Origin of the sequence: Microcoleus sp. D3_18a_C4 (assembly GCF_036702415.1) — a bacterium.
Lineage (GTDB): Bacteria > Cyanobacteriota > Cyanobacteriia > Cyanobacteriales > Microcoleaceae > Microcoleus.
In genome coordinates, this window is record NZ_JAUBTI010000094.1 from 1 (window position 1) to 25628 (window position 25628).

The window sequence follows — 25628 nt, forward strand, 5'->3', positions numbered from 1 at the left end:
TCCCGCCCGTCCTTTTTGGACGGGCGGGACGCCCATCCCACTTTCAAGAGTGGAAGTTATTTAATTCTCATTCCTTACGCTCTTGTGGGGAGTAGGGGTTGAGCAGGAACTCCCGCCATCAAGCTTAAATTTAAAGGCAAAATAGCTTATGGGGTAACAACCCAGAATATTTTTGGCCTAAACTGGGTTTTTTGCATAATTTCTCCACAAAAAAGGGAGAAAAGCCGTTTTCTTTTCCCCCAAGTTTTCCTTCTGCCTCAAGCGCGAGCTCAAAACTATTCCAAATTCGAGTCCGGGTAGTGATTGCGAATTTGTTCGGCTTCGGGACAATCGTCAGAAACTAGGGGTTCGCAGTTAGTTCGGGATACCGAAGCCAACTTCTGGGATACAGCTCCAATACTTTCAAGACGCACCATTTCTTCCCATGAGCTGATTTCGTCTTCTTCGTCGGTTTCGTAGCGCAGCGTGACTAGATCCCCTTCAATATCTAGGATACGAGCGCGCTCTATCCAACGTTGCTGATCTCGAAGAAAAATAGAAACCTCACGACCATCACAACAGAGTTGATAGATTTTGCGCTGTAGCATTTGTCAGTTCTCCTGCGCAGTGTAACTTGCTTAAAATATGGTCTGTTTACCGTAACGTACTTTGGGTTTTACATCGGAAGGCACAGCCGTATGGACTGGCCAGTTTCACGTTTTCCGCAACTTTTGTACCGATGGGAGTTACCAAATTTGATTTTACCACCAAATCTATCGAGTACGCCATTTATCCAATTACAGGTTTTCCAGTCAGTGGCATCCCTCGTGAGAGGCATTTGCCAGCATAGATCCGAGCATTAGGACTTGACGACGGCACGCGATTAACAGCGACAATAACAACAGACTCTGCCTCAAAAATCTCGCTCTCTTTTGCCTCAAGTCCCCCAGAAACAAGAGTGTTTCGACGTTTGTTCGATCGCCCACTAACGCCGTCAAGGCTCAATCTCAAATCTCAAATCTCGAAGCGAAAGCTCTAAAGCGACACTCAAACAGCCACAATAAAAACAGACTCTGCCTCAGAAATCTTCCTCTCTTCTGCCTCAAGTCCCCCAGAAACCTCTTGTTGCGACGTTTGTTCGATAGTCCACTAACCCCTTTGAACTCAATCTAAAATCTAAAATCTAAAATCTAAAATCGATTGTTCGATCGCCCGCTAACGCCGTCAAGGCTCAATCTCAAATCTCAAATCTCGAAGCGAAAGCTCTAAAGCGACACTCAAACAGCGACAATAAAAACAGACTCTGCCTCAGATATCTCGCTCTCTTATGCCTCAACTCCCCCAGAAACAAGAGTGTTTGCAGGTTATTTCTAGCCCCCAGTACCCCCTATGAACTCAATCTAAAATCTCAAATCTAAAATTTAAAATCGATTGTTCGATCGCCCGCTAACGCCGTCAAGGCTCAATCTCAAATCTCAAATCTCCAAGCGAAAGCTCTAAAGCGACACTCAAACAGCGACAATAAAAACAGACTCTGCCTCAGATATCTCCCTCTTTTCTGCCTCAAGTCCCCCAGAAACAAGAGTGTTCGGAGGTTATTTCTAGCCCCCAGTACCCTATGTGAACTCAATCTCAAATCTCAAATCTCAAATCTCAAATCGATTGTTCGGAGTGTGATAAAAATCACTGACAGCAGGCAGCCCCTAAATGTAGAAAATGGTGGCGGCCAACAACTAGCTTCAAAACGGGCAGCGGAACCTGTGGCGGTTAAGCTAAAAGAATTGCGGTTCCGTTCAAAACAAATTGGAGTCATCGCTCGTGCGTATTAAGGAGGCTAATTGATGGTGTACGCAGAAAATTGGTCGCAGCCGTCTATCTTGGAGCTAGCGCGATCGGGCAACTTTCAAGCCCTGAATTACTGGATTGACAGCTTGCTGCGCCCCGAAGGGATTTATGCCCGCGTCGAACAGGCTCAGGCCGGCTGCGTCCAAATCATCGTAGAATTCCAGCGCGAATTTGCGCCAGATACTACCTTACTGGGGAGCACTATCCGGGAAGGCTTAGTCAAATTTATTTGCCACCAACTCTGGAGACTAAACTCGCCAGCAGTACAAGGAGTGCGAATTCACGCGCGCTTGGCTGGGGATGCAGACATTCTCTGGAAACAGTCAGTGCGAATTGTGACTCCGGCAAACCGCCAGCGGCGGCGTTACCGTTCCCTACCGGTAGTCGATTGGGTTAAATTTAAAACGTATCGTTCTCTGCTGCTAGTGGGCTCGGCACTTGCCTCATTTATTTTAGGGTGTTGGGTCAGCTACCACGAAGCTCTGACCCTGCAGTTAGGATCTCCAGTATCCGGCTACCAGCAAACTGCTGTAATTTCGGGGCCGCCTCCAAAACGTGCGGATACGGTGCAAGCAGCCTTAGAAGTAATACCAGTAGTACAGCAAAAGCAAGTTGCTAATCCTTACGACCCAACAGTAACGCTGATGTTCGGAGGAAATGTGAATCTATCGGATGCGCTTGGAGCATCTGCTGCCAACGATCACCAATGGGCTTTCGCCAATATGGACGAGTATCGGCAAGCAGATGTGGCGATGGTTAACCTAGAAAACTCCCTGACTCGCTCTACATTGGGCTCTGGCAAAAAACAATTAAATTTTAAAGCCGATCCCGAATCGGTGAAAGTATTAACAGCCGGAGGAGTAGATATTGTCAATCTGGCAAATAGCCGCGCTATGGATTACGAGGAACCGGGGCTGGTGGAGACTATGAATACTCTAGATAATAGTGGGATTCAACACCTGGGGGCCGGCAGAGATATTAAAGAAGCGAGGCGTCCAGATATTATTGAAGTTAAGGGTCAGCGGATTGCCTACCTCGGTTATTACGATGCCGAGCTTAACGTCGCCGACCAAGGGAAAGCCGGCACTAACCCCCGCCGCAACAATCGCGTGGCCGAGGATATTCGAGCTCTTAGGGGTCAGGTAGACTGGATTATTGTTAATTACCACTGGGGAGTCGAATTGGCAGATTATCCGGGGGACTGGCAGATTGATTTGGCTCGGTTCACGATCGACCAAGGAGCTGATTTGGTAGTGGGACACCATCCCCAGGTACTGCAAGGTGCAGAAATTTATAAGGGCCGCCCGATAGTTTACTCGCTGGGTAATTTTATATTCGGCCCGAATGCTCGCAGGGATTACGATACCGCCGTCCTGAAAGTATCGCTCAAAGACAGGAATATGAAGGTAGAGTTTCTGCCTGTGGAGGTGAAAAAGTTTCAGCCGAAGGTGGTGAAGGGAGCGGCGGCAGATCGAATCCTCAAACGCGTCGAGCAAATTTCTAGTATTTTCGATCGACCGATGCCATCTTCTGTAGTTCTCGAAGCCCTAGTCCAGCCAGGATCGGCATCAAAAACTCCAAATTCGACCTTGCCAGGAGCAGCCAAGAGCGGTACATACCAGCCCGGGCGAGGTTCCGGGGGAGCCTCCGGTGAAAGCAATCAGCAAGGCCCCGGACAACCCAAACCTACTTTGATTTTGCCGGCTTTGCCCGCTGCGCCCCAACAGCCGGACAACTCCTCATTTTTCCCGAACGGGACGGGGCCTGCAATTGAATCAAACCCACCTCCGAATCAAAATTTGCCGCCGCGCATCTACCCCACTCAACCTCAAAATCCCAGCCGGGAACCAGATCCGTTTACAAAAGAGCCATTCATCAAAGAACCGTTTATTTCGCCCCCATCTCCCAGTCAAGGAGCCGTGCCGAGTCCCCAAAGCTATCTTCCCCGCACTCGGGCTGTATCTTTTGAAGTCGCACTCAAAGGGCAGCCGACCTCAGCGATCGTTCCAGCTACCAGCAGCAACCGCTCCAAGCAGCGGATCGCCCTGCCCCCTATAGCTAGGAGCATTGGTTAGCCGGTGGCGGCCGGAGCGAGGATGCCGGGGAGGATAGGGGCGGTAATGGGTGAACATCAACATACTAGCGACCAATTATTAACGATCGATTTACTGACAACCAATGATCAATGACCTACTACCGATGACAAATGTGTTTGCGATCGCGCTCAAGCAAAAGCAGTACAAAACCTATATCCTCTCCGACGAAACCGCTAACTCTACTCTAGAAGTTGTGCCGGAACGGGGCGGTATTGCCACTAGCTGGCTGGTTGAAGGCAAAGAAATCTTCTACTTGGACGCGGAACGGTTCGCCAATCCCGATCTAACTGTACGTGGCGGGATTCCCATCCTGTTTCCCATCTGCAGCAATCTCCCCGACAATACTTACACCCACAAGGGAGTGGAGCGTAAGCTCAAACAGCACGGCTTTGCTCGTGACTTGCCTTGGACAATAGGCGAACAAGTTACGGAGGGTTGCGCCGCTATTACGCTGATTCTCAATAGCAGCGACAAGACGCTGGCTGTTTATCCCTTTGATTTCCAACTAGCCTTCACTTATCAGATTAAAGGCAATTCTTTGGAAATTTTTCAGCGATACACCAATCTGTCTGACGAACCCATGCCGTTTTCTAGTGGTTTGCACCCCTACTTTTTGGCGACGGACAAATCTAAGCTCCGCTTTGAGATTCCGGGGATGCAGTACAGAGATCAGAACACCCACCAAAAGGGTTATTTCACCGGGGTTTTTGACCCGACGCTGGATGAAATTGATGTTTCCTTTGACGAGCTCACTGGTCTTGCTGCTACTGTCACTGACGCGGCGAGCGGCTTGCGGCTGACCGTCAGTTACAACTCCAGCTATGGGAAGTTGGTTTTCTGGATGGTGAAGGGCAAGGATTTTTACTGTTTGGAACCTTGGACTGCTCCTCGAAATGCCCTCAACACTGGCGAACACTTGATTTATTTGCCCCCCGGCGCGACTTGCGAGATGCTGGTTCGCATGACTGCAAATTTTATTTAAAAAACACTTGCTATTTCAAATGAGGGGTGCTACTATTAGAAATTGTGTGCGGTAACAATGTTTTCGCGGGTCGCTAGCTCAGCGGTAGAGCATTCGGCTTTTAACCGATTGGTCTCGGGTTCAAATCCCGGGCGACCCATAAAAAATTTGTGAGTTAAAAATTTTGAGTTTTGAGCTGAATGCTCGGAACTCAAAATTTTGTTTTTTGAACTTTTTAGTAAATCTGGAAAGATAGTGCGCGATCGGTCGCAAATTGTCTTAATATTATCGTAAGAATTGAGCTTGTCCAAAATTCACTGCCCAAAAATCACAAATAATTAGGAGGAATATCTATGGCGCTTGTACCTATGCGATTGCTGCTCGACCACGCGGCTGAAAATGGTTACGGCCTACCGGCTTACAACGTCAACAACATGGAGCAAATCCAAGCGATCATGCGCGCTGCTGACGAAACCAACAGCCCTGTGATTCTGCAAGCTTCTCGCGGCGCTCGCTCCTACGCTGGCGAAAATTTCCTGCGCCACTTGATTTTGGCAGCAGTTGAAACCTATCCTCACATTCCCATTTCCATGCACCAAGACCACGGCAATGCCCCCGGCACTTGCTATTCTGCCATGCGCCAAGGTTTCACCAGCGTGATGATGGACGGTTCTCTGGAAGCGGATGCTAAGACTCCCGCCAGCTACGAGTACAACGTTCAAGTTACTCGCGATGTGGTGAATGTTGCTCATTCGATCGGCGTTAGCGTTGAAGGCGAACTGGGTTGCTTGGGTTCTCTGGAAACAGGGATGGGCGAAGCAGAAGACGGCCACGGCTTTGAAGGTGCGCTTTCTCACGATCAGTTGCTGACAGATCCTGAACAAGCTGTGGATTTCGTTGAGCAAACCGGCGTTGATGCTCTAGCAGTTGCGATCGGCACTTCTCACGGCGCTTACAAGTTCACTCGCAAGCCGACTGGCGAAATTTTGGCAATCAGCCGCATTGAAGAAATTCACCGCCGCTTGCCGAATACTCACTTGGTAATGCACGGTTCATCTTCTGTGCCCCAAGAATTGTTGGAAATCATCAACAGCAACGGCGGCAAAATCCGCGAAACCTACGGCGTACCTGTGGAAGAAATCCAAAAGGGCATCAAGTGCGGCGTTCGTAAGATCAATATCGATACTGACAACCGTTTGGCGATTACCGCTGCGGTGCGCGAAGCTTTGTTTGCCAAGCCCGATGAGTTTGATCCCCGCCACTTCTTGAAGCCGTCGATCAAGTATATGCAGAAGGTTTGTAGCGATCGCTACAACTCTTTCGGTTGCGCCGGTCACGGTACAAAGATTAAGCAAGTGTCTTTGGACGATTTTGCAGCTAAGTATGCTAAGGGCGAATTGAGCTCTTCTGCTAAGAAGACTGTAGCTGTTTAAGAATTTTAGGTTTTAGATTTTAGATTTGTCTGAAGTCTAAAGTTATGATTGCCGGGTAGCTTTGAAGTTGCCCGGTTTTTGTTTTTGGACACAAATCAATAGAAGTGATATCAAATCCGGTAGCATAGGAATTATTCATCTCTCTGTTCTCTGACTCTGTGTTCTCTGTGTCCTCTGCGGTTTAATCATTCCAATTCAACCGGAATTCATATGATATTGAAAACTGCGATCGCTATAGCAGTTTCCCTATTTTTGCTGACAATGAAGCTAATTTTTCTTGGAAATTCAACCGTTTGAATCAAAGGTGAACGAATGGCAAAGGTTATTGCAGTTACAGAAGCTATTAAAAGCCTTGCTGAGGCTGAATCAAGGTTGAATTTGAGCCGAACTGAGGATGAGGCTTTTTTTACAGAGTGGCAAACCCAATTGCCAAGTCTCAGCGATTCTGAACAGACTGCTTTGGATACGCTACGACGCAGATTGCTATATCATAGGGCCGATGGAGAATTGTTAGAAGGGGCAGTGACTTTGCTGGTGGCATCACCTTTGTTAGAACTGGCTGGATTCTACGATCCACCTTTCAGGATGAAGGCTGAAGCTGCTATCGAAATTGCGATCGATGATGGGGAAGAAACCCTGCGCGGACGAATTGATATCTTGATTTTGCCTTGGCAGCTTTGGGTAATGGTTTTGGAGTGTAAGAAGACTACGATTTCGACGCGATCGGCATTACCCCAAGCATTAGCATACATGATGGCAAATCCTGATTTGGATAAACCGAGATTTGGTATGTTGACGAATGGCGATGATGTGTTGTTTGTGAAACTCAGGGCTCAACCTACAGCCGAATACGGGTTATCGCGGGCATTTTCGATTTATACTGTGCGAAGTGAATTGCGATCGGCTTTTCAAGTCTTGAAGCATTTAGGGCAAGGCATCACTACCGTCTAAGTTAAGGTGAAGGTATTGCTCATCGGCATAGAGACGTGCCATCTGCTACAAATCCTCGTCCATCACTTCATTGTTTTCCCGAATTTCTGTTTCAATTTCATCGGGAAAGGCTTCAGCATAAGCCCAAGCGTTAGCAATATCAGTGGCAGAGAGTAATCGATAGCTTGTGAGTAACTCGGCTTCGCTATAGCCAATGCGACGAGCTTCTACAAGTCCCCAAACGGTGATGCGAGTTCCAGCAATGCAGGCACTCCCGCCACAAACATCAGGCGTTTTTTCAATACCGCGCCAAGGAGTGATTTTACCTTGAGATAGGAGTTGAACGACTTGAGCTTTTTCGTCGTCAGAGAGTGCCAGGAGTTGAGGCTCTAATTCTTTCAGCGTCATGGCAAACAATGGAATTGCGACTACCGATGATTCTATCGAACCGATCGCCCCATTTACCCGATCGCCCCTTGCCACTTCTAGTAATTTGAATGAAGCGCGGGGAATGCAAGCAATGGTTGTATCAATTACACTGCACGGGCGATCGCCCTCCCCATACGCTTGCTTGCACAACTCAAGCTTTGAAATCTTCTCTGGTACTATAACGCAGCAGATGGTTCCGGTTATTTGTCAAGTTTTTTTCCACAAAAACTTGACAATTTAGAAAGTGGTGAGAATAATGGGATTAAAACCCTGACCTAAGATTCAAGGGATGAAAAGGACTCAAGTCAACACAGCAGAGTTAATTCGCAGACAGATTGAGGAACGGGGAGAAGGCTATTGGCGGCACTCTGACTTTTCTAACCTGCCGTCAACTGCGGTCAGCAAAGCACTTTCCCGAATGGCGGAAAACGGAATTTTGGAGCGAGTCAGCAAAGGACTATACTATCGATCGCGCCCGACTCGATTTGGTCGCAGTCGTCCCTCTCCAAGCGATATCCAAAAACTGCTGACAAAACAAAACTTGCATCCGGCTGGACTGAGTGCGGCTAATTTATTGGGGTTTACCACTCAAAACGCAATTCAAGGTGAATTTGCTACCTCAGCCAACAGTGTCCCCCGCACTATAATTGGTTCTCGCGCCCGAATCCACACTCGCAGACCTGAAACTTGGAATCGCTTAGAAGCAACTGATGCAGCAATGCTTGATTTTTTAAGGTCTAGGGGTAAGTTGAGCGAGTTGTCTCTGACGGAGACTAAGCAAAGGTTGCTAGACTATTTTCGAGAAGGATCTCGCTTTGAACGTTTGCTTGCAGTTGCAGATGCGGAACCGCCGCGAGTACGAGCTATGCTGGGTGCGATCGGACAGGAACTCAGAAAGAGTGTTAAAGAGCTAGAAAAACTCCGAAAAAGCCTAAATCCAGTCTCTCGGTTTGATTTTGGTAACTTCAGCAATCTGAGTTATGCCAAGGAGTGGCAAGCCGAGTGAAAATGTTTGAACATCCTGATTTCCGCGATGCTGTCATCGCAGCTAGGGAACATTTCGATCGCTTTGGACTCACTGAACAATTCATCGAGAAAGATTACTATGTCACCTCGGCGCTGCGAATTGTGGCGAATCAGTGGCGTACTCAAGTCATTTTTAAAGGCGGAACCAGCCTCTCGAAGGGGTGGAAACTGATAGAACGATTCTCGGAGGATATCGATCTGTTTTTGAACAAACAGGCATTCGTTCCTCCCCTTGGTGCAAACAGAATTGATAAAGAATTAGCAGCAATCGAAAGTGCTGTGGGAGAGCATCCTGCTTTGACGCTAGAACCTGATTCGTCCAAGCGGAAGCGGGGGGTTTTTCGCAATAGCTATTTCAGCTACACTCAGCAATTTTCGGGCAATCAGGCGATCGCCAATCGTGTATTCTTAGAAATGGGAACTCGCAGCGGCACTTATCCTACGCAGACTGTACAACTGTCTTCCTATGTGGCTGAATTTCTGCGTGAAATTGGGCAGAGTCTTGATACTGAAGATGAATTGCCTTTCTCTATGCTATTGCTGGACTTTCGGCGCACCTTTGTTGAGAAGCTGTTTGCAATTCACTCTAAAGTAGTGAAGATTCAGCAGGATGGGCAATCAATTGGGACATACGCCAGACATTATTATGACCTGTTTTGTTTAGCTCAAAAGTCCGAAGTGCGCCAAATGTTCCAAACTGAGGAATACAGCCAGATTAAAGAGGATTGCGATCGCATTAGCCGCGAACACTTCCCAGATTATCAGCCGCCGTCAGCGATGAAATTTTCCAACAGTTCGGCTCTCTTCCCAACAGGAGAACTGCGTCAAACTATTGCTAGAGAATACGAACAGCAGTGCGGTAGACTCTGCTATGGAAATTATCCATCATGGGGGGAAATTGAAGCTTGTTTTGAAGAAGTTCGCGATCGGCTTTGACTGTTGAGCCTGAAGCATATCGTTGGTTATAACTGAGATATTGCACCATTCTCAATAAGCTTTTTAGGAACAGGCTTTTCGGCCTGTTCCCCAAGAAAATTCACTCTTTGTGGAACAGGCCGAAAAGCCTGTTCTTGAGAATGGTGCAAGATGTGAGTTATAACCATTTGATATATTCCCTGATTACTGGCGGCAGAGTGTAAAAATTTGCTTGTTGTTCTATCAAGCAGCGCCGCGATAGAGATTGCAGCGCATTTAGCAAATCTGAAGCCGGAATTATCTCATTTTCTAGCAATTTTGCCCGGTTGATTGGCTGGCTTTCTTTCGCTAACAAGGAGATTACTTGTTTTTCTAGTTCCGATAGGCGATCGAACTGCTGCTGTAAAACATCTTTCAAATCTTCCGGCAACAATATAGTATCATTTGGTAATAACTCTGTCACGCCTCCACCCAAGTCTTGAATCAGATTCGCCACGCTTTTTAACCATAGGGGGTTGCCTTGGTAACGATGAATGAGTGCTTCACTGTTGTCGCTTTCTTCTAACCCATAATCTCTGAGTATTTCCCGTGCGGCGGCGATGTCTAAACCTTTGACTTGTAAGGTGCGAAGGGAAGTATTTTGGTTTTTAACTTGAGTCACTTCTCTCGGTTGTTCCCAACCGATTAACATAAAGCAGCTTTGATGGGATAATTTTTCTATTTGTTTGAATAAAGTGCGATATTCTTCGGATTCGGGTTTATATTTTCCTGCCAATTCTCCCCTACAGAAAAGGTTGTGAACGTCATCTAAGACGATTAAACAGCGATGGTTTTGTAAATACTTAATCAGCGGTAAGCGTTTTTGGTTTGTTGGGGATGAATCTTGTTTTTCGGAAGGGGAAAAAAGCTGTATTAGGTTTGATTGAAATTTGTCTATGGTGGGGAATTGGTCTAGTGTGTACCAAACTGCGTACTCAAACTCGTCTTTAATTTGTTGTACGAGTTGCACTGCTAGGGTGGTTTTGCCGATACCGCTGATGCCGGTGAGGGAGATAAGCCGACAGCGTTGTTGTAGAATCCAGGTGGTGAGGGTTTGGAGTTCGGGAGCGCGATCGAAGAAATCGCCCAACTCTGGCATTTCGCTTAAATCTTGATGTAGAGTTTTAATTTGTTTTGGGTTAGCTGTTTCCTGATCTGGTGGCTGTGAGTTTGGTAGTTCTGGTGGGTGTCTAGCTTGTCCGCAAATGTTGAAAATACTGCTCACTACAACATCTTGTGCAAAGTTTACAACATTAGAGTTTTGCAACCTCTCCATTGTGGAGCGAAAATTCGATTTACTGACTTTTTCCCCAAACTCCTCTGAAAGTAATTGCCATAATTCCGATCCGATTTCCCTGATGCGACTTTCAGAACAGTTAAAATCTTTTGCTATTTCTTTGTATGTCTCGCGTTGTAGAGTTCCCCGCAGTACCGCTGCTTGTAAATCGTCAAGGTGCTGACCTGTTTTCTCGAAAACTATGCGATCGGCGACATTTAACATTTCTTTAAGATTCATCTGGCAGGGAGATGCGAGAGTTTTGTGTATTATTGTAGCTCATAACTGCCAACATTTTCGTACATTTTCGTACATTTTATTACCTTTTTGTACAAAATTAGATTAAACAGAGTGAAATTGGCGACAAAGTGGCGACAAAATAGAACATTTTTTTTGTAGACAAACGTTGAAGATATAAAACAGAATAGAATAAGTATTTAAGAATAAATTCCTGCGTATTCTGTAAACAACGGATGGTTAGACATCAAAGTTTATAAGGTATCCAGGGTTGCCACAACAAGTATATGGAGGTAAGTGTCATGGAAATTGTGCAATTAGTATTCTATTTCCTTCTGGGTCTTCTCGCTCTCGCGGTTGGTATTTATTTCATTTTTTCTCCGTTTGCTTTGATTATTGGGTTATTTAACCCCCGTATAGTTCTTGACGATAAAAAACCGCAAACTCGAATGAGAGTTTTAAAACGTTATGGCGTTACCAGCGTTATTATTGTTGGGATTGGTTTGGGTACATTATCTTCTGCTACCGCTGAAGATAGCGCCTATAGGACAGACTATTCCGTCTCTTCTACAACATCCAGCTATGCACCCAAAATTCAAGAAACTACACTAGCTTCGACACCTGTTGAAACAGAAACTTGGATTAATGTGAGAGGTAATCGGGCGGTTCAAGTAGATAGTATTGAAACAATAGATCGCATTGCTCCTAATAATAGTTTTTTCAAGCCAGTAGAAGCACAAGGCGGTCAACTTGTTATGGTTGAGCTAAAAATTAAAAACACAGGACAAGAATCTGGTAGTATGGCATGGTCAAATTACCAGTTGATTGATAGCCTGGGGCGGAAATATGACGAGATTAATGACTTCTCAGAAACCTTAACTATTAAGGAATGGCTTAAGGGAAATGGCAGAGAAGAGTCTAGTAATCAGTTATTTCCAGGACAAATTACCGAGGCTGTTAAAATATTTCGCGTCGCCAGTGATGCTGCGGATTTTAAATTAACAGTTAATGGTAAGCAGATCGCCATTAACTAGCTTGCTTTTTTCGTAGCCCAAATGCTAATTGGACTCAGCCAAAGTTCAGTATAAGGATCGGCGATCGCGGTTTGAAGTTGAAGTGATAGGCGCTGATCGCCGAGTAAATACCAAAGCCAAATGTGGGTATCGAGTAAAAGTTTCATTCTAAAACTTCCCATAGTTCGGCGACAGGAGCAATTAAATCTCCTAATATTTCACCGCTTCCTTTCATTGTGCCAAACACAGGGCGTAGGGTTTGGGTAGTGGCAGGATAGATAATCACTAATGGTTTCCCTTCATGGATGATGGTGAGGGGGGTTTTGGTACGTTCGACCTCTATAAGTAGAGTCTGGAGGGTTTGAGGTAATTCAGTCGTGGTAATTTGTGCCATTTATTCACCTTTCACAATCTTATTCTATTTCTACTATGATAATGCGAGGATTAGACGGAAAGCGATGCTTGAGGGAAAAAAAAGCGATAGCCCCTCACACCAAATACCAAACACTGCGATGATTGTACAGAGTGCGATCGCCTCACCAATCATAAAGAGCGATCGCCCTTTCTTGTTTCTGATGACCGATCGCCTAAAATGAAAGGGCGATCGCCCATCTTGCCTATTCCGTTGACACTCGTGTTACCCAACCTCTTTTTCCACTTACAATCTTATCCATTTCCACAATCTTAAAGTGCGATGGTTGCACACAGGGCGTGAAGCGTAGCTATCCCATAGGGAATCGCCCCAGCAAAAGAAAGGCAGATCGCCATTAAAACACGAGTTTAAAGGCTAAAATAAATGTATGTAATCTTAAACAAGCGATATGCCTCTCAGCGAGCTTTTACCCAGCGTCGATCAATTATCTCATCAAGATAAACTGCGACTCATTCACTTTCTCCTACTTGCAGTTGCCAAGGAACAAGGATGCAGCCTAGAATTGGCTGAAGATACTAATTCAGAAAATATACTTTTGAATCAACTAGCATCAACGAGTGCAGTTGTATGGTCTCCACAGGCCGATCGAGAATCAGTTCAAGCATTATCAGAACTTCTACTTGCCGCCCAAGAATCAGCTCATGCTTAATAGTCAGCGATTTCCATTTATAGAGCGAATTGATAGCCTTGGGCGATCGAGTATCATGCCATATTTGCCAATCACTCTCTCCAACGGCAGCAACTCCGTAGAAGTGATGGCATTGTTGGATACGGGTGCAAGTGTCAACGTTTTGCCTTATCAGATTGGTCTACAACTAGGGGCAACATGGGAACAGCAAACCGTTCCTATTCAATTGAGTGGGAATTTGGCTCACAGTGAGGCGCGGGGATTGGTTCTTTCGGCTACAGTTGCTCAGTTTTCGTCGCTCTTGCTGGCATTCGCTTGGACTCGTTCGACAGATGCACCTGTAATCCTTGGACACCTCAACTTTTTCTCAGAGTTTAATGTCTGTTTTTTTCGTCACGAGTTAGCTTTTGAGCTTTACCCAAGAGAAAAATGAATTGTTTAAGCAATATGCGATCGCCCTTTCTTGTTTCTGATGAGATATCGCCTAAAATGAAAGGGCGATCGCCCCTCGCACCAAATACCAAACACTGCGATGATTCTACGGAGTGCGATGCTTGAGTTAAAAAAAGATCGATCGCCCTATGGACAAAGATTTCTGCTAAAGTATAGCGCGTACTTAAATCAAACAGCCTACACTTGTGGACAGAATTCCAAACGAGGCCTTAGTAGTTCGTGGCGGTCGTAATCGCCCAGAAGATATTAAACGCAGCACGGCAACTCACCCCAGCGGCATCACGGGAATTTCTGTAGAATGTGCAGTAGGATTATCTGTAGCAGAGTTAGCAGTGACAATCCCTCATGGACAAGTTGGTGTGACGACAGTGGGTGAGGTTCGATCGTCCGATGGAGATGTCATCCGTACTTCGCAGCAGTTGCCCAAATCATGCAAAATTAACTGGCTTAACACCAGAACAAGCAAGTCTGCTGCTGACACCAACGATTCCTAATCCATCACAACAATCATCCTCAGTAAAGTAAAAATATGAAATATCCCAGAATCTTTGCAGATTTTCATAATGCGGATGAGGAGGGTCGCCTTCGCCTAAATTGCGTTGGTACGATTGAAGAGTTGAGTTGCCAAAATATTAAGTTGGAAGATGGCAAATTTTTAGCATTGTATGACGAAGAGTTAGAAGTCGATGGCGTAGTGCAATATTCCGAAGAGGAAATTCTTTGGGTTGCAGTAATTGATTGGAAGCAAATTAGGCAAGTAGAGGATATGCTTGTTCAAGCGACAGTCTAGTGCGATCGCTCGCTAAATGCGGGTATCAAGTAAAAGTTTCATTCCAAAACTTACCACAGTTCGGCGACAGGAGCAACTAAATCTCCTAATATTTCACCGCTTCCTTTCATTGCACCAAAGGTGGGGCGTGGAGCTTGGGTGGTAGCAGGATAAATAATCGCTAATGCTTTTCCTTCATGGATGACGGTTAAAGGGGTTTTGGTACGCTCGACCTCTATAAGTAGAGTCTGGAGGGTTTGAGGTAATTCAGTAGTGGTAATTTGTGCCATTTGTTCACCTTTCACAATCTTATTCTATTTCTACTATGATAATGCGAGGATTAGACGGAAAGCGATGCTTGAGTGAAAAAAGATCGATCGCCCCTCGCACCAAATACCAAACACTGCGATGATTCTACCGAGTGCGATCGCACATAATCATCATCCCTAATTTGCGATCAACCTCCCGCATCAATTCTCAACAAAGCATCCGGCTGAAATTCGTTATCTGCGTCCAAGCGCACAGTAGCATTGTCGCCCAATTCCACCCCAGCAAACGTAGAATTTGATTGTGTGGTTCGCCCTGACTTTTGAATCTTACCGATGATGCCACATAAAATATTTTTTCACTCTCTTCAGTTAGCGATAAAAATTAAAGCAAACATAGCATCGCGGGGGCGAGTTTTGCCGCACTAAACTCGCTCCTTCAAATTCTAACTAAATCCGCCCCTTCAACCTTCTCCTTCTTCCTTCGCGTCCTTCGCGTCTTCGCGGTTCGTTTCTAACGCAAATACCCAATCCAAGTCGGCAAAACCTCCGGGGAACCGTACCACTTCCCCGGAGAACGAGGCGAATGCCAAACCCCCTCCAACACCAGATTTTCGGCCCCATCCAAAACAGCAGCTTCCACCGGCGTAATTCCATCTCCCCAAGTTTCGCCTTTCCCCACCGTCAACTCGTAACTTTTATAAGCCAGCCAAGTCCCTAAACCGCGCTTGCCAAAAACAGCCTTCCCAGCAGCGCACACGTAGCGCACCTGCGGGTGAAAAGCCCCCGGATAATGAATTTTGACAAAATCTAGATTTTTGCGCGTCCAGCGCTCTTGAGAGACGTGCGGCGTGCCTAAAGTGATTAAAGTATTCACATAACGGTGAGCTTCCCACAAACCCGCATCCTCAAGCACGTCGCCGTGAATGGTGTAAGGCTTTTCGCCCAAATAGATGCGAGAAATCCAGCCGCCGGCGGAATGACCGACGAGATTGATCTGGGGAACGCCGTATTGCTGTAACATTTGTTTGACCGTGCGATCGAGCTGTCGCAAAATTGGCACCATCGACCGCCCGCCAAAAGTCGGCAACCAATCTCCCTTGCCCAGAGGCACTGTTACTGTTGGGAAACCTCGATCGACCAGAGATTTTTCTAATTCGCGATAGTCGGAAGCAGCAGCAAAATATCCTGGTAAAATCACGGTTGGTAATGGCATTGTCAATTTTAGATTTTAGATTCTAGATTTTAGATTTTGCGGTCGGAGTGCTACGATCTGTTTTTCAAGTTCAAAGACGCTTGCCGAAGCATCCTTTGGATTCCTAACATCTGCCGCTCGTTTAACCTTTTGCTTAGGGAATATCTACTTCTATGGCTCGCGAGCCGATTCAAACATGGTATTTTACCCTAGTTGTCGTTCACTTAGAAGACCGTTTTCTACTGGTACAAGAGCGCAAGTACGAGCAGCAGTGGTATCTCCCAGCAGGGCGAGTGGAAAAAGGGGAGACTTTGCTCGAAGCTGCTATGCGTAATACCCTTGAGGAAGCGGGCATTTCCATCATCGTTGAGGGAATTCTCCGGGTAGAGCACACAGTGATGCCTAGGGGCAATGTGCGCCTCCGAGTCATTTTTGTGGCTCGTCCACAAGATAAGACCCCGCCCAAGAGTAAGCCGGATGAGCATACTTTGTGCGCTGGCTGGTATTCTCTCAAGGAATTAGACCAGTTGTCTCTACGGGGAGAGGAAGTTCGGGAAATGTTTCAATATATGGCAAGCGGCGCTCCAATTTATCCCATCGACTTGCTCACCATCGAGGGGGCTCCTTTTAAAAATTACCGCTATCGCTGGTGAATCCATCGATTTGGGATTTTGGATTTTGGATTTTGGATTGAATAATTACTTCCACGGATGAATCCGGTTGTGTAACCGAATTGGAAACAGGGGTCGATCCGTTTGCTCGATCGTGTTTAATAAATTAGGGGCGATCCAGATCCCGGAAAAAGACGGTATAGCAGCGGCGCAGTCTGTTTTCTCCATCGCCCCAGTCCGGCCCGCCTGACGCCCTGCTCACCATTCTCAACAATACCTGATCAACCGCGTATAGGATTCGGCCCAAGGCATTAGGCAAGAAAAACAATGGTTTCAGCAATTAACAACCTCCTCACCCTATTGGCGGTTGCTATAACAGCGTTGAACCAGCAAAAAAACCGGGTTTCTCGGCTTGAGTGCTTGATGTGAGGGTCGCGAAATCTCAATAAAAGTCGATCGGGCAACTGCGAGGGCGATCGTGCTAAAATTATACCTTTGAATTCCCAACCTCTCCTCATTAAAACGAATTCACACTCAATCACAACCACAACAATATAAATTACCAATCCCCCAATCACTCAATCCCCCAATCCCCCAATCTAAAATCTAACAATCCCCCAATCCCCCAATCTAAAATCTAAAATCTAACAATCTCCCAATCCCCCAATCTAAAATCTAAAATCTAAAATCTAAAATTTAAATGACTGACTCTTCCTCCCTAGCCAACACCCTTTCCGAACCGCTGCGCCAGCCTTTTTGGTGGGCAGCCCTAGCTTCTGTGGGCCTGCACGGAGTCCTCGGAGCAACCGCCCCGACGCTCTCAAACATACTTTATGGTGGAAATTCCTCAAAAAATATCCCCGGTTCTGTCGGCTTAGTAGAACTAACTCCTGCAGAAGTCAGCCGCCTGCCACAAACCATACCACCGAAACCGTCTAATACGCCGTTTACGCCATTTTCGATCGCACCAGTTCCCCTTCGGCCAGCGCCAAAGTTAGCCCCGCCCTTGCCCCCCGCACCTGATACCATCAACTTGCCCGCCATGCCGCCGGGAATGCCGCCTCCTGGATTCTTTTCCCCTCTCCCTCCTTCCCCTCTCCCGCCCTTCACGGCCCCAACAGCCCCGCCACCTCCCACAACTCCATCCCCAATAGTCAGAGCCCCCTCCCAGCCAATACCCACTTTCGTCCCACCCGTACCTCCCAGCGGTTTGCTTTTCCCACCCTTACCTGGTAATTTCGATCGCAATATCCCGCCACCACCATCGCTGTCAGAAGCGCCCCAGATTCCCGGCGCAGGCTCGGAAGATGAAGCAGAGGCGCTCAGAAAGATCATAGCCAGTAGAGGCGGACTCCCACTATTTCCAGACGGAGCTCCAGTCTTTACCCCGGAATTCCCAATTGGCAGGAATGTGGGACCCGATGGAGTACCAAAATTGACTCAAAAAGATCCCAATAAAAGGAATCTCATCGCAGAAACTCCCGAAGAAAGAATCAGGAGGCAACAATTTGAAGAGGGACAGCGACAGCTAGGACAGTCCGGTCAACCGGGTTCAAACTTACCCACCGACAGAGAGACACTGCTGGCGGCTGGAGAGACCTATGTTGCTTTGTTTGAGAAATTCAAAAAGGCTTATCCTGACTTGGAAACGACGGGCCCGACTCCTGTGCCTGTCCCTTATCCGGTAACAGCTTGCTCGCAAAAACTCCAAGGAAGAGCAGTTTTTGGAGCAGTTGTCAGCCCTCAAGGCTTGCTCAAGGCCGAGCCACAGCCGATCGTCCCCACGGGTTACGGCATTCTCGATAATGCGGCTAAAATTGCGATTATTAGCCCTTCTCTAACATTTGAAGCAGCCAGCACGCACAAGCTTTACCAACTGACTGTCGAGTTTAAGTACGACGAAAAACTTTGTAGTGGCATTCCTGTCACCCCAACCAGGCCCAACCCACCAGGCCAGCTGCAGCCCGCGCCCGCGCCGACAGCGCCCAGTAGACCAACAGGCCAGCCACCTTCCCCAGCGCCTACTGAAGTGAAACCGCAGTTTGAGAAGCCGCCGGCCCCCTCAAACAAACCACAGCCAGGGGCCCAACCGTCGCCGCCCGCACCCAAACCCGCGGCTCAACCGTCGCCCTCGCCTGAACCGAAACCAGCCGCAGAACAGTCGCCTTCTCCTCAACCGCAACCCGCCGAAGAGTCCCCGCAGCCGGAAGCCGCGCCATCTCCTGCCGCCGAAGAGTCTCCGCAGCCGGAAGCCGCGCCATCTCCTGCCGCCGAAGAGTCTCCGCAGCCGGAAGCTGCGCCATCTCCTGCCCCGGAAGTGTCACCGTCGCCGGAAGCAGCGCCATCTCCTGCCGCCGAAGTGTCGCCATCTCCTGCCCCGGAAGTGTCGCCTTCGCCGGAAGCAGCGCCATCTCCTACGGCTACCGAAAATTAATTGGGCATCGGTAATTGGCAATCGCTATGAAAATGGGTAATATCCAATCTGCTTGCTTCACTATTGTGAGTTAGTAGTTAGTAGGGTGCGTCAGCTTGAATATTTGTTGCTTCTCTAACTAATTTCTACGGGCTGACGCACCCTACTTTATCTACTAAGAATCAAGTTGTTTTTCGTCCGCCCGACCAGGCTTGGGACGAGTGAAATTTTGACTACAAAACTAATTACCTATTCCCCTTAACCTCTCAATTGTATTCAACTTTATACATTTGAAATAAGTCGCCACTTTGCTTTTTTACTACCTTAGCGCCCGCAGCTTTAATCATTTTTTCCCAATCTTCTATTGTCTCTAAAAATACTTCTCCGGCTCGATAAGTTTCCAAAATTGCCCAATCTTCTGCTAAAGGAGCATTGGGGTTGAGGACATCAAAAACAAAATGACCACCCGGTTTTAATACCCGCTTTACTTCTCCCATGACAATACTCCAATAGTCTATGGGATAGTAACAGCTAAAGCCTGTAGCGAGGCATAAATCGAACTGAGCCTCTTCGTAATTTAACTGGTGAGCGGGGGCCCATTCGACGCCTTTGAACAGCTTAGAATTGAGCTGAGGGCCGCGAGCGTTTAAGGCGTCTCGCGCTGCGCTGCTGATTTCTTGACCGTAAAAATAGGCTTCCCAATCCCGCCAAGGGTAGATGAGAAAGCTGACTCCGCAGCCAATGTCTAAACAGCGCTGATTTTTTTGAGGTTTGGCAATTTTCCAGAAGGGAGAAACTGTTTTTTCTTGGAGAGTTCCTGCAACTGATTCTAGGAAAATCGGCATTGCTTCGACTTCTTCTGGTAAAGCGAAAGCTTCTCCTCGGTATTCGCGATCGAACCGAGAAGCGACTTGCGACAGTAAAACTTGCCAGCTATCTGATTTTCCTTTAGCAAACCAAGTCTGCTCCTGGCCAGCGACTGGGCGATCGGACTTTTTAGACATTCTTGAATTACCTTTTAGAAGCTTTGAGAGCTTTTGTAAAGTTTTGGCGGTAAGGCTTATTAAAAATTAACGCGGGCCAGAGCAGCGAGAGCTTCAGGCGATTTGTAAAACTTCGATCGAAGTTAGTGCGATCGAAACCATTCCAAAATTTCCAAATACCGCCGCCGTAAGCGGCTACCAACACCAATCCAATTAACGGTTCCATCAAATAACCCCCTAAGCGACTGATTGGATTTTGAGTCAGCGAGCCTGCATCGCTACTCTTAATCTATCATTTATCAGACGCCAAGGCGCACCGATAGTCGTAGTAATTCCACCTTCAGAAAGAGACTTCAAAATCCCCGCTGGCCACAAACTTAAAAATAACACCCCCGAAATAGCTTTCACCGAGCAAGCAAGAAGGGACTTCTGCCAAAAGTCGATCGTTCTGAGGACTTACACCATTTTAGATGGAAGAATTTAAGAATTAAAGAATTGGGAATGACTGATGAGATAAGGGTTTAGAGCACCGGCCTACAGTTGCATTCTTTTTTTTTAACTGGTATTACCTCACATCTTGCACCATTCTCAAGAACAGGCTTTCCGGCCTGTTCCACAAGAAAATCTACTCTTTGTGGAACAGGCCGGAAAGCCTGTTCCTAAAAGGCTAATTGAGAATGGTGCAAGATATAAGTATCACCCAACATCCCCTACAAATCCGAGCTCGACCGGGGGATTGGTGCGATGCGGCAAGTTCTAATTCGGTTGAAATCGGTTGCTGTTGGGGGACGGCCAAGCCCAACGGGATTTCCCAGACGTGTCACTACTCAAAGATAATTAACTAAGAACTGATAGCTCGCGGCCGACGAATTACAGCAGGCAAACTTTTTCTAGCGGACAATAGCGGTAGAGAGCTTTCTAAGCAAGGAGGATTTTATGCGTGCAGTGCTGATGGCTGGGGGATCGGGAACGAGGCTCAGACCCCTGACGTGCGATTTGCCCAAACCGATGGTGCCGATTCTGAATCGCCCGATCGCAGAACACATTATTAATTTGCTAAAAAGGCATCAGATTACGGAAATTATTGCCACGCTGCACTACCTTCCCGATGTCATGCGCGAATATTTTACTGACGGGGCAGAGTTTGGCGTTCAAATGACTTACGCTGTGGAGGAAGACCAACCGCTGGGTACGGCTGGTTGCGTCAAAAATATTGCTGAATTGCTCGATCGCACTTTTCTGGTCATCAGCGGCGACAGCATCACAGACTTCGACTTAACCGCAGCGATCAAATTTCACCGCAGTCAGCAATCCAAAGCCACGTTAATTTTAACTCGCGTTCCCAACCCGATGGAATTCGGGGTCGTGATTACCGAGGAAAATTACCGCATCAGTCGCTTTCTGGAAAAGCCTTCTAGCAGCGAAATTTTCTCCGATACTATCAATACCGGCATTTATATTTTAGAACCCGAAGTCTTGGATTACCTGCCGACACATCAGGAGTGCGACTTCTCGAAAGACTTGTTTCCCCTGCTACTGGAAAAAAACGAGCCGATGTACGGGTACATCGCCGAAGGTTACTGGTGCGATGTCGGCCAGCTAGATGTTTACCGGGAATCTCAGTACGACGCGCTGCGGGGAAAGGTCAAACTGGATTTGACCTACTACAACGAAGTTCGATCGGGACTTTGGGTAGGTCAGAATACTTTTATTGACGATAGCGCGATCGTCGAAGTACCGGTCATGATCGGCAGCAATTGCCGGATTGGAGCCCGAGTTAAAATCGATGCAGGTACTGTGATCGGAGATAACGTGACTGTCGGGGCCGACGCTAACCTCAAACGTCCCATCGTCTGGAACGGAGCAATTGTCGGCGAAGACGCTCATCTTAGGGCCTGCGTGATTTGCCGGAGCACCCGCGTAGACAGGCGCGCTCACGTCCTAGAAGGTGCTGTCGTCGGTTCAATGTCCATCGTGGGAGAAGAAGCACAAGTGGGGCCAAGCGTCCGCGTCTGGCCGAGCAAAAATATTGAATCCGGCGCTCTGTTAAATCAAAATTTAATTTGGGGAGAACAAGCTAAGCGGAATTTGTTCGGTCAGCGTGGCGTTCAAGGACTGGCAAATGTGGATGTTACCCCGGAATTTGCAGTGAAATTGGGCGCGGCTTATGGCTCGACTTTGAAACCCGGGACTGCGGTATCGGTTTCTCGTGACCAGCGGAGCATTTCGCGGATGGTTTCGAGGTCTTTGATTGCGGGTTTGATGTCGGTGGGAATTAATGTGGTCAATTTGGAATCGACGGCTATTCCGATCGCGCGCACGGTTTCGTCTACGATATCAATTGCTGGCGGCATTCACGTTCGCATTTCGCCCGATCGCTCCGACCACATTTTAATTGAATTCTTCGATATCAAAGGCATCAATATTACAAAAGGAGCTGAGAAAAAAATCGAGGGGGCTTATTTTAAGGAAGATTTGCGGCGTGCTCTAATTCCCGAAATTGGAGAGATGACGTACTTTAACCAAGCTCTCGATGTTTACAACCGCATTTTTGAGCGGCAGATGAATGTTGAGGCAATACGCTACAGCAATTCTAAGGTGGTAATCGATTACGTTTACGCGGTTTCTGGAGCAATTTTGCCGCAAATGCTCGCCAAGTTCGGCTGCGATGCGGTGGTGCTCAATGCCAGTCTCAAACAGACTTCTCTAAGCAACGGGGAACGGGAATATTTGCTTGACCAACTCGGCCGGGTGGTGAAAGCACTCAGCGCTAATTTTGGAGTGCAGGTATCGGCTAACGGCGAACAGCTCATTTTGGTAGATGAGTCTGGGATAGCGATTCGCGGCGAAATGCTGACGGCGTTGATGGTAAATTTGATGCTGACTTCTCATCCCAAAGGTACAGTAGTAGTGCCGGTGCATGCGTCTTCTGCGGTGGAGGCGATCGCCCGACGCTATCAAAGCAAGGTAATCCGCACGAAGGCGAACCCAACTGCTTTGATGGAAGCCGCTAACAGGAACCCGAATGTGGTTTTGGGCGGCAGCGGCCTTATGGGTTTTATTTTCCCGCAGTTGCATCCCGGATTTGACGGAATGTTCTGCATTGCTAAAGTGATAGAAATGATGACGATTCAGGAGCGATCGCTCGGACAGATCAAGGCGGAACTTCCCCGCATCACCCACCGCAGTTACAGCGTCCGCTGTCCTTGGACTATCAAGGGTTCGCTGATGCGACATTTAGTAGAAACTCATTCGCCCGATCGTTTAGAATTATTAGATGGAGTGAAGATTTTTAACTACAGCGACGACAATTGGGTATTAGTTTTACCCGATGCTAGTGAACCGACCGTTCATATCTTCGCCAACAGTGAGGATCGAGATTGGGTATCTGAAACGTTGAAGGAGTACCGTGCCCTCGTTCACGATTTTGTCAGTCAAGCCGAGGCGGCGGTTCTCCAAGATAAATTTGGTAACGTGTAATCGGGAATTGGGCATTGGCCAAACAGGGCATTGGCAATGGGGAATTGGTAATGCAAAAGTAAAAAAATAAAATGCGTTATTTTAAGTTTTACCTTTTTACTTGAAAGTTCATGCCCAATTCCCAATCCCGAAGTCCCTGCGCGGGCCAATTCCCAATTCCCGATGCCCAATTCCCACTTCCCGATGCCCAATTCCCAATTACGCACAGATAACAGGTCACTAACCCCACCCTAAAAGGGATGGGGCTTGAAAGAGGGAGCAACACCCGCTTCTTAATTCAAGACTAAAACAGTGTCTAGCCTGCGTCTTCAAGACAAACTGAGCCATCTGGGAGTGGTATCCCAACTGACGTTAAGAATACCTCCCTAGTTTTTAACCGCTCGGATGTGCCAGTGGCGAAGGGAAATACAAACCTAGAAATAGGACTTACCGTAAATGTTTGTTCCAGTCTTAGATAGCGAAAACAGACCCTTAATGCCGACAACTCCAAGCAGGGCAAAGCGTTGGATTAAGTCGGGCAAGGCGACACCATTTTGGAAAAAAGGAGTGTTTTGCGTTCGACTCAACATAGAACCATCCAACACGCACCGCCAACCAATTGCAGTTGGTATCGATCCCGGATCGAAGCGAGAAGCGTTTACGGTTAAATCCAAAGCGCATACTTATCTCAACATTCAAACCCATGCTGTTGATTGGGTGAAAGACCATGTTGAGATCAGGCGAAATATGCGGCGCGCCAGGCGTTTTCGCAACACGCCATGCCGCAAAAACCGAGCCAACCGACTGGTCAACAAATATCGACTGCCTCCATCAACTAAGGCGAGGTGGCAGTGGAAATTAAGGATAGCTAAATGGCTGACTTTGATGTTCCCAATATCAACTTTCGTTGTAGAAGATATCAAAGCCCGAACCTGGAAAAACGCACGCAAGTGGAATGTATCGTTTAGTCCGCTAGGAGTAGGCAAGCAATGGTTCTATGCAGAGCTTGAGAAAATCGCTCGTGTTGAAACTAAGACGGGCAATGATACTTATGAATTACGTCAATTGAGTGAACTCCTCAAGTCAAAGCAGAAGCTATCAAACAAATTTGAGGCACACTGCGTTGATTCTTGGGTGCTAGCTAACTGGTGCGTTGGGGGGCATTTTAAACCCGATAACACTGCATTGATAGAAGTAATTCCTCTTGAGTTTCACAGACGCCAGTTACACCGATTGCAACACGCTCCGGGTCACATCCGTTCGAGGTATGGCGGCACTTTGAGTGCGGGATTCAAACGCGGTTCAATCGTCAAACACCGAAAGTATGGGTTTTGCTACGTAGGTGGCTGGCAAGAGTCGCCTACGAAGAAAGACCCAACTCGGAAAACAATTAGTTTGCACAGCTTAGGTACTGGCAAACGGTTGTGTCAAAATGCGTTGTCTGCGGATTGTAAGTTTTTGTCTTACAACTCGTGGCGCATTGCAAATTAATTGTAAAGCCGTCCTATAAGGACGGGGTTTCACACCCATTTTTCTGATGAATAGCTGCATTTTGATGGCGGAAATAACTCAACAACCGCAACTCCGTTATACTCCTGAAAATCAAGTTCCAATCGCTGAAATGCTGGTGCAGTTTCCAGGCCCAAAACCTGAAGATCCGCCCGAACGTTTGAAGGTGATAGGATGGGGCAATTTGGCTCAAGAAATTCACGAGAAATATCACGAGGGCGATCGCGTGATTATTGAGGGGCGGCTGGGCATGAATACGATCGAAATAGATGGTATCAAAGAAAAGCGCGCTGAACTGACAGCTCAAAGGATTTACAGTGTCGGGGCTGATGCAATGAGTTCGACTCCCCCAACTAGAACCGCCCCCGAACCGGCTCAAATTCGCGACACCGCCCCGGCTAATGTGCCAAGCAATGTAGTACCTTTAGGCTCGCGGAACCGCAGTTCTAACAGCGCTCCAAGCGGCCCTAACCGCACGTCTAGTTCGGATTGGAACTCGCATCAGTCTTCAAATTCTGAGTCCGATCGCCAGTCGGGTTCGTCTAACGAAGCTGACAATCCCGATTACGATCCGATTCCATTTTAAAAATTAGGGTGCATCACTTTACGAGCGATCGCAAAACTTCGCCGTTCGATCGAAAGTGACGCACCTTTATGGGAGCATCTCAGTTTTGTAAAAAGCATTTTTTTTATTGTAGTGCGAGCGTCCCCGCTCGCGTATTGTACAATA

Annotated in this window: 28 protein-coding genes and 1 tRNA gene; 19 read left to right on the forward strand and 10 right to left on the reverse strand. The window is 47.3% G+C overall.

Annotation, left to right across the window (positions count from 1 at the left end; genetic code table 11):
• Positions 1 to 275: 275 nt before the first annotated feature.
• Positions 276 to 587, reverse strand: a complete 312-nt coding sequence (locus QUB16_RS26875) for a DUF6679 family protein (RefSeq protein WP_006633466.1) — start codon at positions 585 to 587, stop codon at positions 276 to 278.
• Between the two features lie 1065 nt (positions 588 to 1652).
• Here QUB16_RS26875 and QUB16_RS26880 point away from each other — a divergent pair.
• The 6 genes from QUB16_RS26880 to QUB16_RS26905 all read left to right on the forward strand — a co-directional run bounded on the left by QUB16_RS26880 (position 1653) and on the right by QUB16_RS26905 (position 7265).
• Complete coding sequence (locus QUB16_RS26880) at positions 1653 to 1808, forward strand: hypothetical protein (RefSeq protein WP_158307982.1); 156 nt, start codon at positions 1653 to 1655, stop codon at positions 1806 to 1808.
• Positions 1809 to 1820: 12 nt separating this feature from the next.
• Positions 1821 to 3899 (forward strand): CapA family protein, encoded by a 2079-nt coding sequence (locus tag QUB16_RS26885; RefSeq protein ID WP_333320889.1) that lies wholly within the window; start codon positions 1821 to 1823, stop codon positions 3897 to 3899.
• A gap of 133 nt (positions 3900 to 4032) precedes the next feature.
• Positions 4033 to 4902: an aldose epimerase family protein gene (locus tag QUB16_RS26890; protein ID WP_445251170.1), complete on the forward strand. Its 870-nt coding sequence runs from the start codon at positions 4033 to 4035 to the stop codon at positions 4900 to 4902.
• Between the two features lie 67 nt (positions 4903 to 4969).
• A tRNA-Lys gene (locus QUB16_RS26895) sits at positions 4970 to 5041 on the forward strand.
• A gap of 193 nt (positions 5042 to 5234) precedes the next feature.
• Positions 5235 to 6314 carry a class II fructose-bisphosphate aldolase gene (fba, locus tag QUB16_RS26900; RefSeq protein WP_006633469.1) on the forward strand — a complete coding sequence of 360 codons (1080 nt, stop codon included), beginning with the start codon at positions 5235 to 5237 and terminating at the stop codon, positions 6312 to 6314.
• Between the two features lie 312 nt (positions 6315 to 6626).
• On the forward strand, positions 6627 to 7265 hold the full coding sequence (locus tag QUB16_RS26905; RefSeq protein WP_333320893.1) for a type I restriction endonuclease: 639 nt from the start codon (positions 6627 to 6629) through the stop codon (positions 7263 to 7265).
• Between the two features lie 45 nt (positions 7266 to 7310).
• On the opposite strand, the gene QUB16_RS26910 is transcribed toward QUB16_RS26905, so the two are convergent.
• Entirely contained in the window at positions 7311 to 7823 is a 513-nt protein-coding gene (locus tag QUB16_RS26910; RefSeq protein WP_333320895.1) for a DUF433 domain-containing protein, read from the reverse strand.
• Positions 7824 to 7962: 139 nt separating this feature from the next.
• On the opposite strand from QUB16_RS26910, the gene QUB16_RS26915 reads away from it, so the two are divergent.
• Both QUB16_RS26915 and QUB16_RS26920 read left to right on the forward strand, forming a co-directional pair.
• Entirely contained in the window at positions 7963 to 8679 is a 717-nt protein-coding gene (locus QUB16_RS26915; protein ID WP_333320897.1) for a DUF6088 family protein, read from the forward strand.
• Positions 8680 to 8681: 2 nt separating this feature from the next.
• On the forward strand, positions 8682 to 9635 hold the full coding sequence (locus QUB16_RS26920) for a nucleotidyl transferase AbiEii/AbiGii toxin family protein (RefSeq protein ID WP_333320899.1): 954 nt from the start codon (positions 8682 to 8684) through the stop codon (positions 9633 to 9635).
• Between the two features lie 26 nt (positions 9636 to 9661).
• On the opposite strand, the gene QUB16_RS26925 is transcribed toward QUB16_RS26920, so the two are convergent.
• Both QUB16_RS26925 and QUB16_RS26930 read right to left on the reverse strand, forming a co-directional pair.
• On the reverse strand, positions 9662 to 9802 hold the full coding sequence (locus QUB16_RS26925; RefSeq protein WP_333320901.1) for a hypothetical protein: 141 nt from the start codon (positions 9800 to 9802) through the stop codon (positions 9662 to 9664).
• Positions 9793 to 11169, reverse strand: coding sequence for an NB-ARC domain-containing protein (locus QUB16_RS26930; protein ID WP_333320903.1), 1377 nt, complete (start codon positions 11167 to 11169; stop codon positions 9793 to 9795). Before QUB16_RS26930 ends, QUB16_RS26925 begins: the two co-directional genes overlap by 10 nt.
• A gap of 299 nt (positions 11170 to 11468) precedes the next feature.
• Here QUB16_RS26930 and QUB16_RS26935 point away from each other — a divergent pair, with 299 nt between their 5' ends.
• Positions 11469 to 12200 (forward strand): DUF4352 domain-containing protein, encoded by a 732-nt coding sequence (locus QUB16_RS26935; protein WP_333320905.1) that lies wholly within the window; start codon positions 11469 to 11471, stop codon positions 12198 to 12200.
• On the opposite strand, the gene QUB16_RS26940 is transcribed toward QUB16_RS26935, so the two are convergent.
• Both QUB16_RS26940 and QUB16_RS26945 read right to left on the reverse strand, forming a co-directional pair.
• Positions 12197 to 12346: a hypothetical protein gene (locus QUB16_RS26940; protein WP_333246965.1), complete on the reverse strand. Its 150-nt coding sequence runs from the start codon at positions 12344 to 12346 to the stop codon at positions 12197 to 12199. The genes QUB16_RS26935 and QUB16_RS26940 overlap by 4 nt on opposite strands.
• Positions 12343 to 12573, reverse strand: coding sequence for a type II toxin-antitoxin system Phd/YefM family antitoxin (locus QUB16_RS26945; protein ID WP_333320907.1), 231 nt, complete (start codon positions 12571 to 12573; stop codon positions 12343 to 12345). Before QUB16_RS26945 ends, QUB16_RS26940 begins: the two co-directional genes overlap by 4 nt.
• Before the next feature lie 427 nt (positions 12574 to 13000).
• On the opposite strand from QUB16_RS26945, the gene QUB16_RS26950 reads away from it, so the two are divergent.
• From QUB16_RS26950 to QUB16_RS26970, 5 genes are all read left to right on the forward strand, one after another.
• Entirely contained in the window at positions 13001 to 13261 is a 261-nt protein-coding gene (locus tag QUB16_RS26950) for a hypothetical protein (RefSeq protein WP_333143074.1), read from the forward strand.
• Positions 13254 to 13673, forward strand: coding sequence for a hypothetical protein (locus QUB16_RS26955; protein ID WP_333143073.1), 420 nt, complete (start codon positions 13254 to 13256; stop codon positions 13671 to 13673). Before QUB16_RS26950 ends, QUB16_RS26955 begins: the two co-directional genes overlap by 8 nt.
• Entirely contained in the window at positions 13670 to 13798 is a 129-nt protein-coding gene (locus QUB16_RS26960; protein ID WP_333320909.1) for a hypothetical protein, read from the forward strand. Before QUB16_RS26955 ends, QUB16_RS26960 begins: the two co-directional genes overlap by 4 nt.
• 80 nt (positions 13799 to 13878) lie before the next feature.
• On the forward strand, positions 13879 to 14187 hold the full coding sequence (locus tag QUB16_RS26965) for a flavoredoxin (protein ID WP_333320911.1): 309 nt from the start codon (positions 13879 to 13881) through the stop codon (positions 14185 to 14187).
• Positions 14188 to 14222: 35 nt separating this feature from the next.
• On the forward strand, positions 14223 to 14483 hold the full coding sequence (locus QUB16_RS26970) for a hypothetical protein (protein WP_333320913.1): 261 nt from the start codon (positions 14223 to 14225) through the stop codon (positions 14481 to 14483).
• Between the two features lie 50 nt (positions 14484 to 14533).
• Here the strand turns inward: QUB16_RS26970 and QUB16_RS26975 are convergent, their stop codons facing one another.
• Positions 14534 to 14752 carry a type II toxin-antitoxin system Phd/YefM family antitoxin gene (locus QUB16_RS26975; RefSeq protein ID WP_333320915.1) on the reverse strand — a complete coding sequence of 73 codons (219 nt, stop codon included), beginning with the start codon at positions 14750 to 14752 and terminating at the stop codon, positions 14534 to 14536.
• A gap of 490 nt (positions 14753 to 15242) precedes the next feature.
• A complete protein-coding gene (locus tag QUB16_RS26980; protein ID WP_333320917.1) occupies positions 15243 to 15944 on the reverse strand; it encodes an alpha/beta fold hydrolase in 702 nt (233 codons plus the stop codon).
• Positions 15945 to 16096: 152 nt separating this feature from the next.
• Between QUB16_RS26980 and QUB16_RS26985 the strand changes: the two genes are divergently transcribed.
• Positions 16097 to 16576, forward strand: a complete 480-nt coding sequence (locus QUB16_RS26985) for an NUDIX domain-containing protein (RefSeq protein ID WP_006633478.1) — start codon at positions 16097 to 16099, stop codon at positions 16574 to 16576.
• Positions 16577 to 17234: 658 nt separating this feature from the next.
• A complete protein-coding gene (locus QUB16_RS26990) occupies positions 17235 to 18968 on the forward strand; it encodes a hypothetical protein (protein WP_333320918.1) in 1734 nt (577 codons plus the stop codon).
• Between the two features lie 245 nt (positions 18969 to 19213).
• On the opposite strand, the gene QUB16_RS26995 is transcribed toward QUB16_RS26990, so the two are convergent.
• Positions 19214 to 19951 carry a class I SAM-dependent methyltransferase gene (locus QUB16_RS26995; protein WP_333320920.1) on the reverse strand — a complete coding sequence of 246 codons (738 nt, stop codon included), beginning with the start codon at positions 19949 to 19951 and terminating at the stop codon, positions 19214 to 19216.
• Positions 19952 to 19958: 7 nt separating this feature from the next.
• Complete coding sequence (locus tag QUB16_RS27000) at positions 19959 to 20156, reverse strand: hypothetical protein (RefSeq protein ID WP_333320922.1); 198 nt, start codon at positions 20154 to 20156, stop codon at positions 19959 to 19961.
• 710 nt (positions 20157 to 20866) lie between these two features.
• On the opposite strand from QUB16_RS27000, the gene QUB16_RS27005 reads away from it, so the two are divergent.
• The 3 genes from QUB16_RS27005 (at position 20867) to QUB16_RS27015 (ending at position 25484) form a co-directional block, all read left to right on the forward strand.
• Complete coding sequence (locus QUB16_RS27005) at positions 20867 to 23410, forward strand: mannose-1-phosphate guanyltransferase (RefSeq protein WP_333320924.1); 2544 nt, start codon at positions 20867 to 20869, stop codon at positions 23408 to 23410.
• Between the two features lie 435 nt (positions 23411 to 23845).
• On the forward strand, positions 23846 to 24880 hold the full coding sequence (locus QUB16_RS27010) for an RRXRR domain-containing protein (RefSeq protein ID WP_333143060.1): 1035 nt from the start codon (positions 23846 to 23848) through the stop codon (positions 24878 to 24880).
• Between the two features lie 46 nt (positions 24881 to 24926).
• Complete coding sequence (locus QUB16_RS27015; protein WP_333320926.1) at positions 24927 to 25484, forward strand: single-stranded DNA-binding protein; 558 nt, start codon at positions 24927 to 24929, stop codon at positions 25482 to 25484.
• Positions 25485 to 25628 lie beyond the last annotated feature (144 nt).

Excerpts from the sequence above, each read along its gene's own strand:
- QUB16_RS26875 (WP_006633466.1), bottom strand. The coding sequence starts at position 587 with ATGCTACAGCGCAAAATCTATCAACTCTGTTGTGATGGTCGTGAGGTT.
- QUB16_RS26885 (WP_333320889.1), top strand. The coding sequence starts at position 1,821 with ATGGTGTACGCAGAAAATTGGTCGCAGCCGTCTATCTTGGAGCTAGCG.
- fba (WP_006633469.1), top strand. The coding sequence starts at position 5,235 with ATGGCGCTTGTACCTATGCGATTGCTGCTCGACCACGCGGCTGAAAAT.
- QUB16_RS26905 (WP_333320893.1), top strand. The coding sequence starts at position 6,627 with ATGGCAAAGGTTATTGCAGTTACAGAAGCTATTAAAAGCCTTGCTGAG.
- QUB16_RS26915 (WP_333320897.1), top strand. The coding sequence starts at position 7,963 with ATGAAAAGGACTCAAGTCAACACAGCAGAGTTAATTCGCAGACAGATT.
- QUB16_RS26920 (WP_333320899.1), top strand. The coding sequence starts at position 8,682 with ATGTTTGAACATCCTGATTTCCGCGATGCTGTCATCGCAGCTAGGGAA.
- QUB16_RS26925 (WP_333320901.1), bottom strand. The coding sequence starts at position 9,802 with ATGGTTATAACTCACATCTTGCACCATTCTCAAGAACAGGCTTTTCGG.
- QUB16_RS26930 (WP_333320903.1), bottom strand. The coding sequence starts at position 11,169 with ATGAATCTTAAAGAAATGTTAAATGTCGCCGATCGCATAGTTTTCGAG.
- QUB16_RS26935 (WP_333320905.1), top strand. The coding sequence starts at position 11,469 with ATGGAAATTGTGCAATTAGTATTCTATTTCCTTCTGGGTCTTCTCGCT.
- QUB16_RS26940 (WP_333246965.1), bottom strand. The coding sequence starts at position 12,346 with ATGAAACTTTTACTCGATACCCACATTTGGCTTTGGTATTTACTCGGC.
- QUB16_RS26945 (WP_333320907.1), bottom strand. The coding sequence starts at position 12,573 with ATGGCACAAATTACCACGACTGAATTACCTCAAACCCTCCAGACTCTA.
- QUB16_RS26950 (WP_333143074.1), top strand. The coding sequence starts at position 13,001 with ATGCCTCTCAGCGAGCTTTTACCCAGCGTCGATCAATTATCTCATCAA.
- QUB16_RS26955 (WP_333143073.1), top strand. The coding sequence starts at position 13,254 with ATGCTTAATAGTCAGCGATTTCCATTTATAGAGCGAATTGATAGCCTT.
- QUB16_RS26960 (WP_333320909.1), top strand. The coding sequence starts at position 13,670 with ATGAATTGTTTAAGCAATATGCGATCGCCCTTTCTTGTTTCTGATGAG.
- QUB16_RS26970 (WP_333320913.1), top strand. The coding sequence starts at position 14,223 with ATGAAATATCCCAGAATCTTTGCAGATTTTCATAATGCGGATGAGGAG.
- QUB16_RS26975 (WP_333320915.1), bottom strand. The coding sequence starts at position 14,752 with ATGGCACAAATTACCACTACTGAATTACCTCAAACCCTCCAGACTCTA.
- QUB16_RS26980 (WP_333320917.1), bottom strand. The coding sequence starts at position 15,944 with ATGCCATTACCAACCGTGATTTTACCAGGATATTTTGCTGCTGCTTCC.
- QUB16_RS26985 (WP_006633478.1), top strand. The coding sequence starts at position 16,097 with ATGGCTCGCGAGCCGATTCAAACATGGTATTTTACCCTAGTTGTCGTT.
- QUB16_RS26990 (WP_333320918.1), top strand. The coding sequence starts at position 17,235 with ATGACTGACTCTTCCTCCCTAGCCAACACCCTTTCCGAACCGCTGCGC.
- QUB16_RS26995 (WP_333320920.1), bottom strand. The coding sequence starts at position 19,951 with ATGTCTAAAAAGTCCGATCGCCCAGTCGCTGGCCAGGAGCAGACTTGG.
- QUB16_RS27000 (WP_333320922.1), bottom strand. The coding sequence starts at position 20,156 with ATGGAACCGTTAATTGGATTGGTGTTGGTAGCCGCTTACGGCGGCGGT.
- QUB16_RS27005 (WP_333320924.1), top strand. The coding sequence starts at position 20,867 with ATGCGTGCAGTGCTGATGGCTGGGGGATCGGGAACGAGGCTCAGACCC.
- QUB16_RS27010 (WP_333143060.1), top strand. The coding sequence starts at position 23,846 with ATGTTTGTTCCAGTCTTAGATAGCGAAAACAGACCCTTAATGCCGACA.
- QUB16_RS27015 (WP_333320926.1), top strand. The coding sequence starts at position 24,927 with ATGAATAGCTGCATTTTGATGGCGGAAATAACTCAACAACCGCAACTC.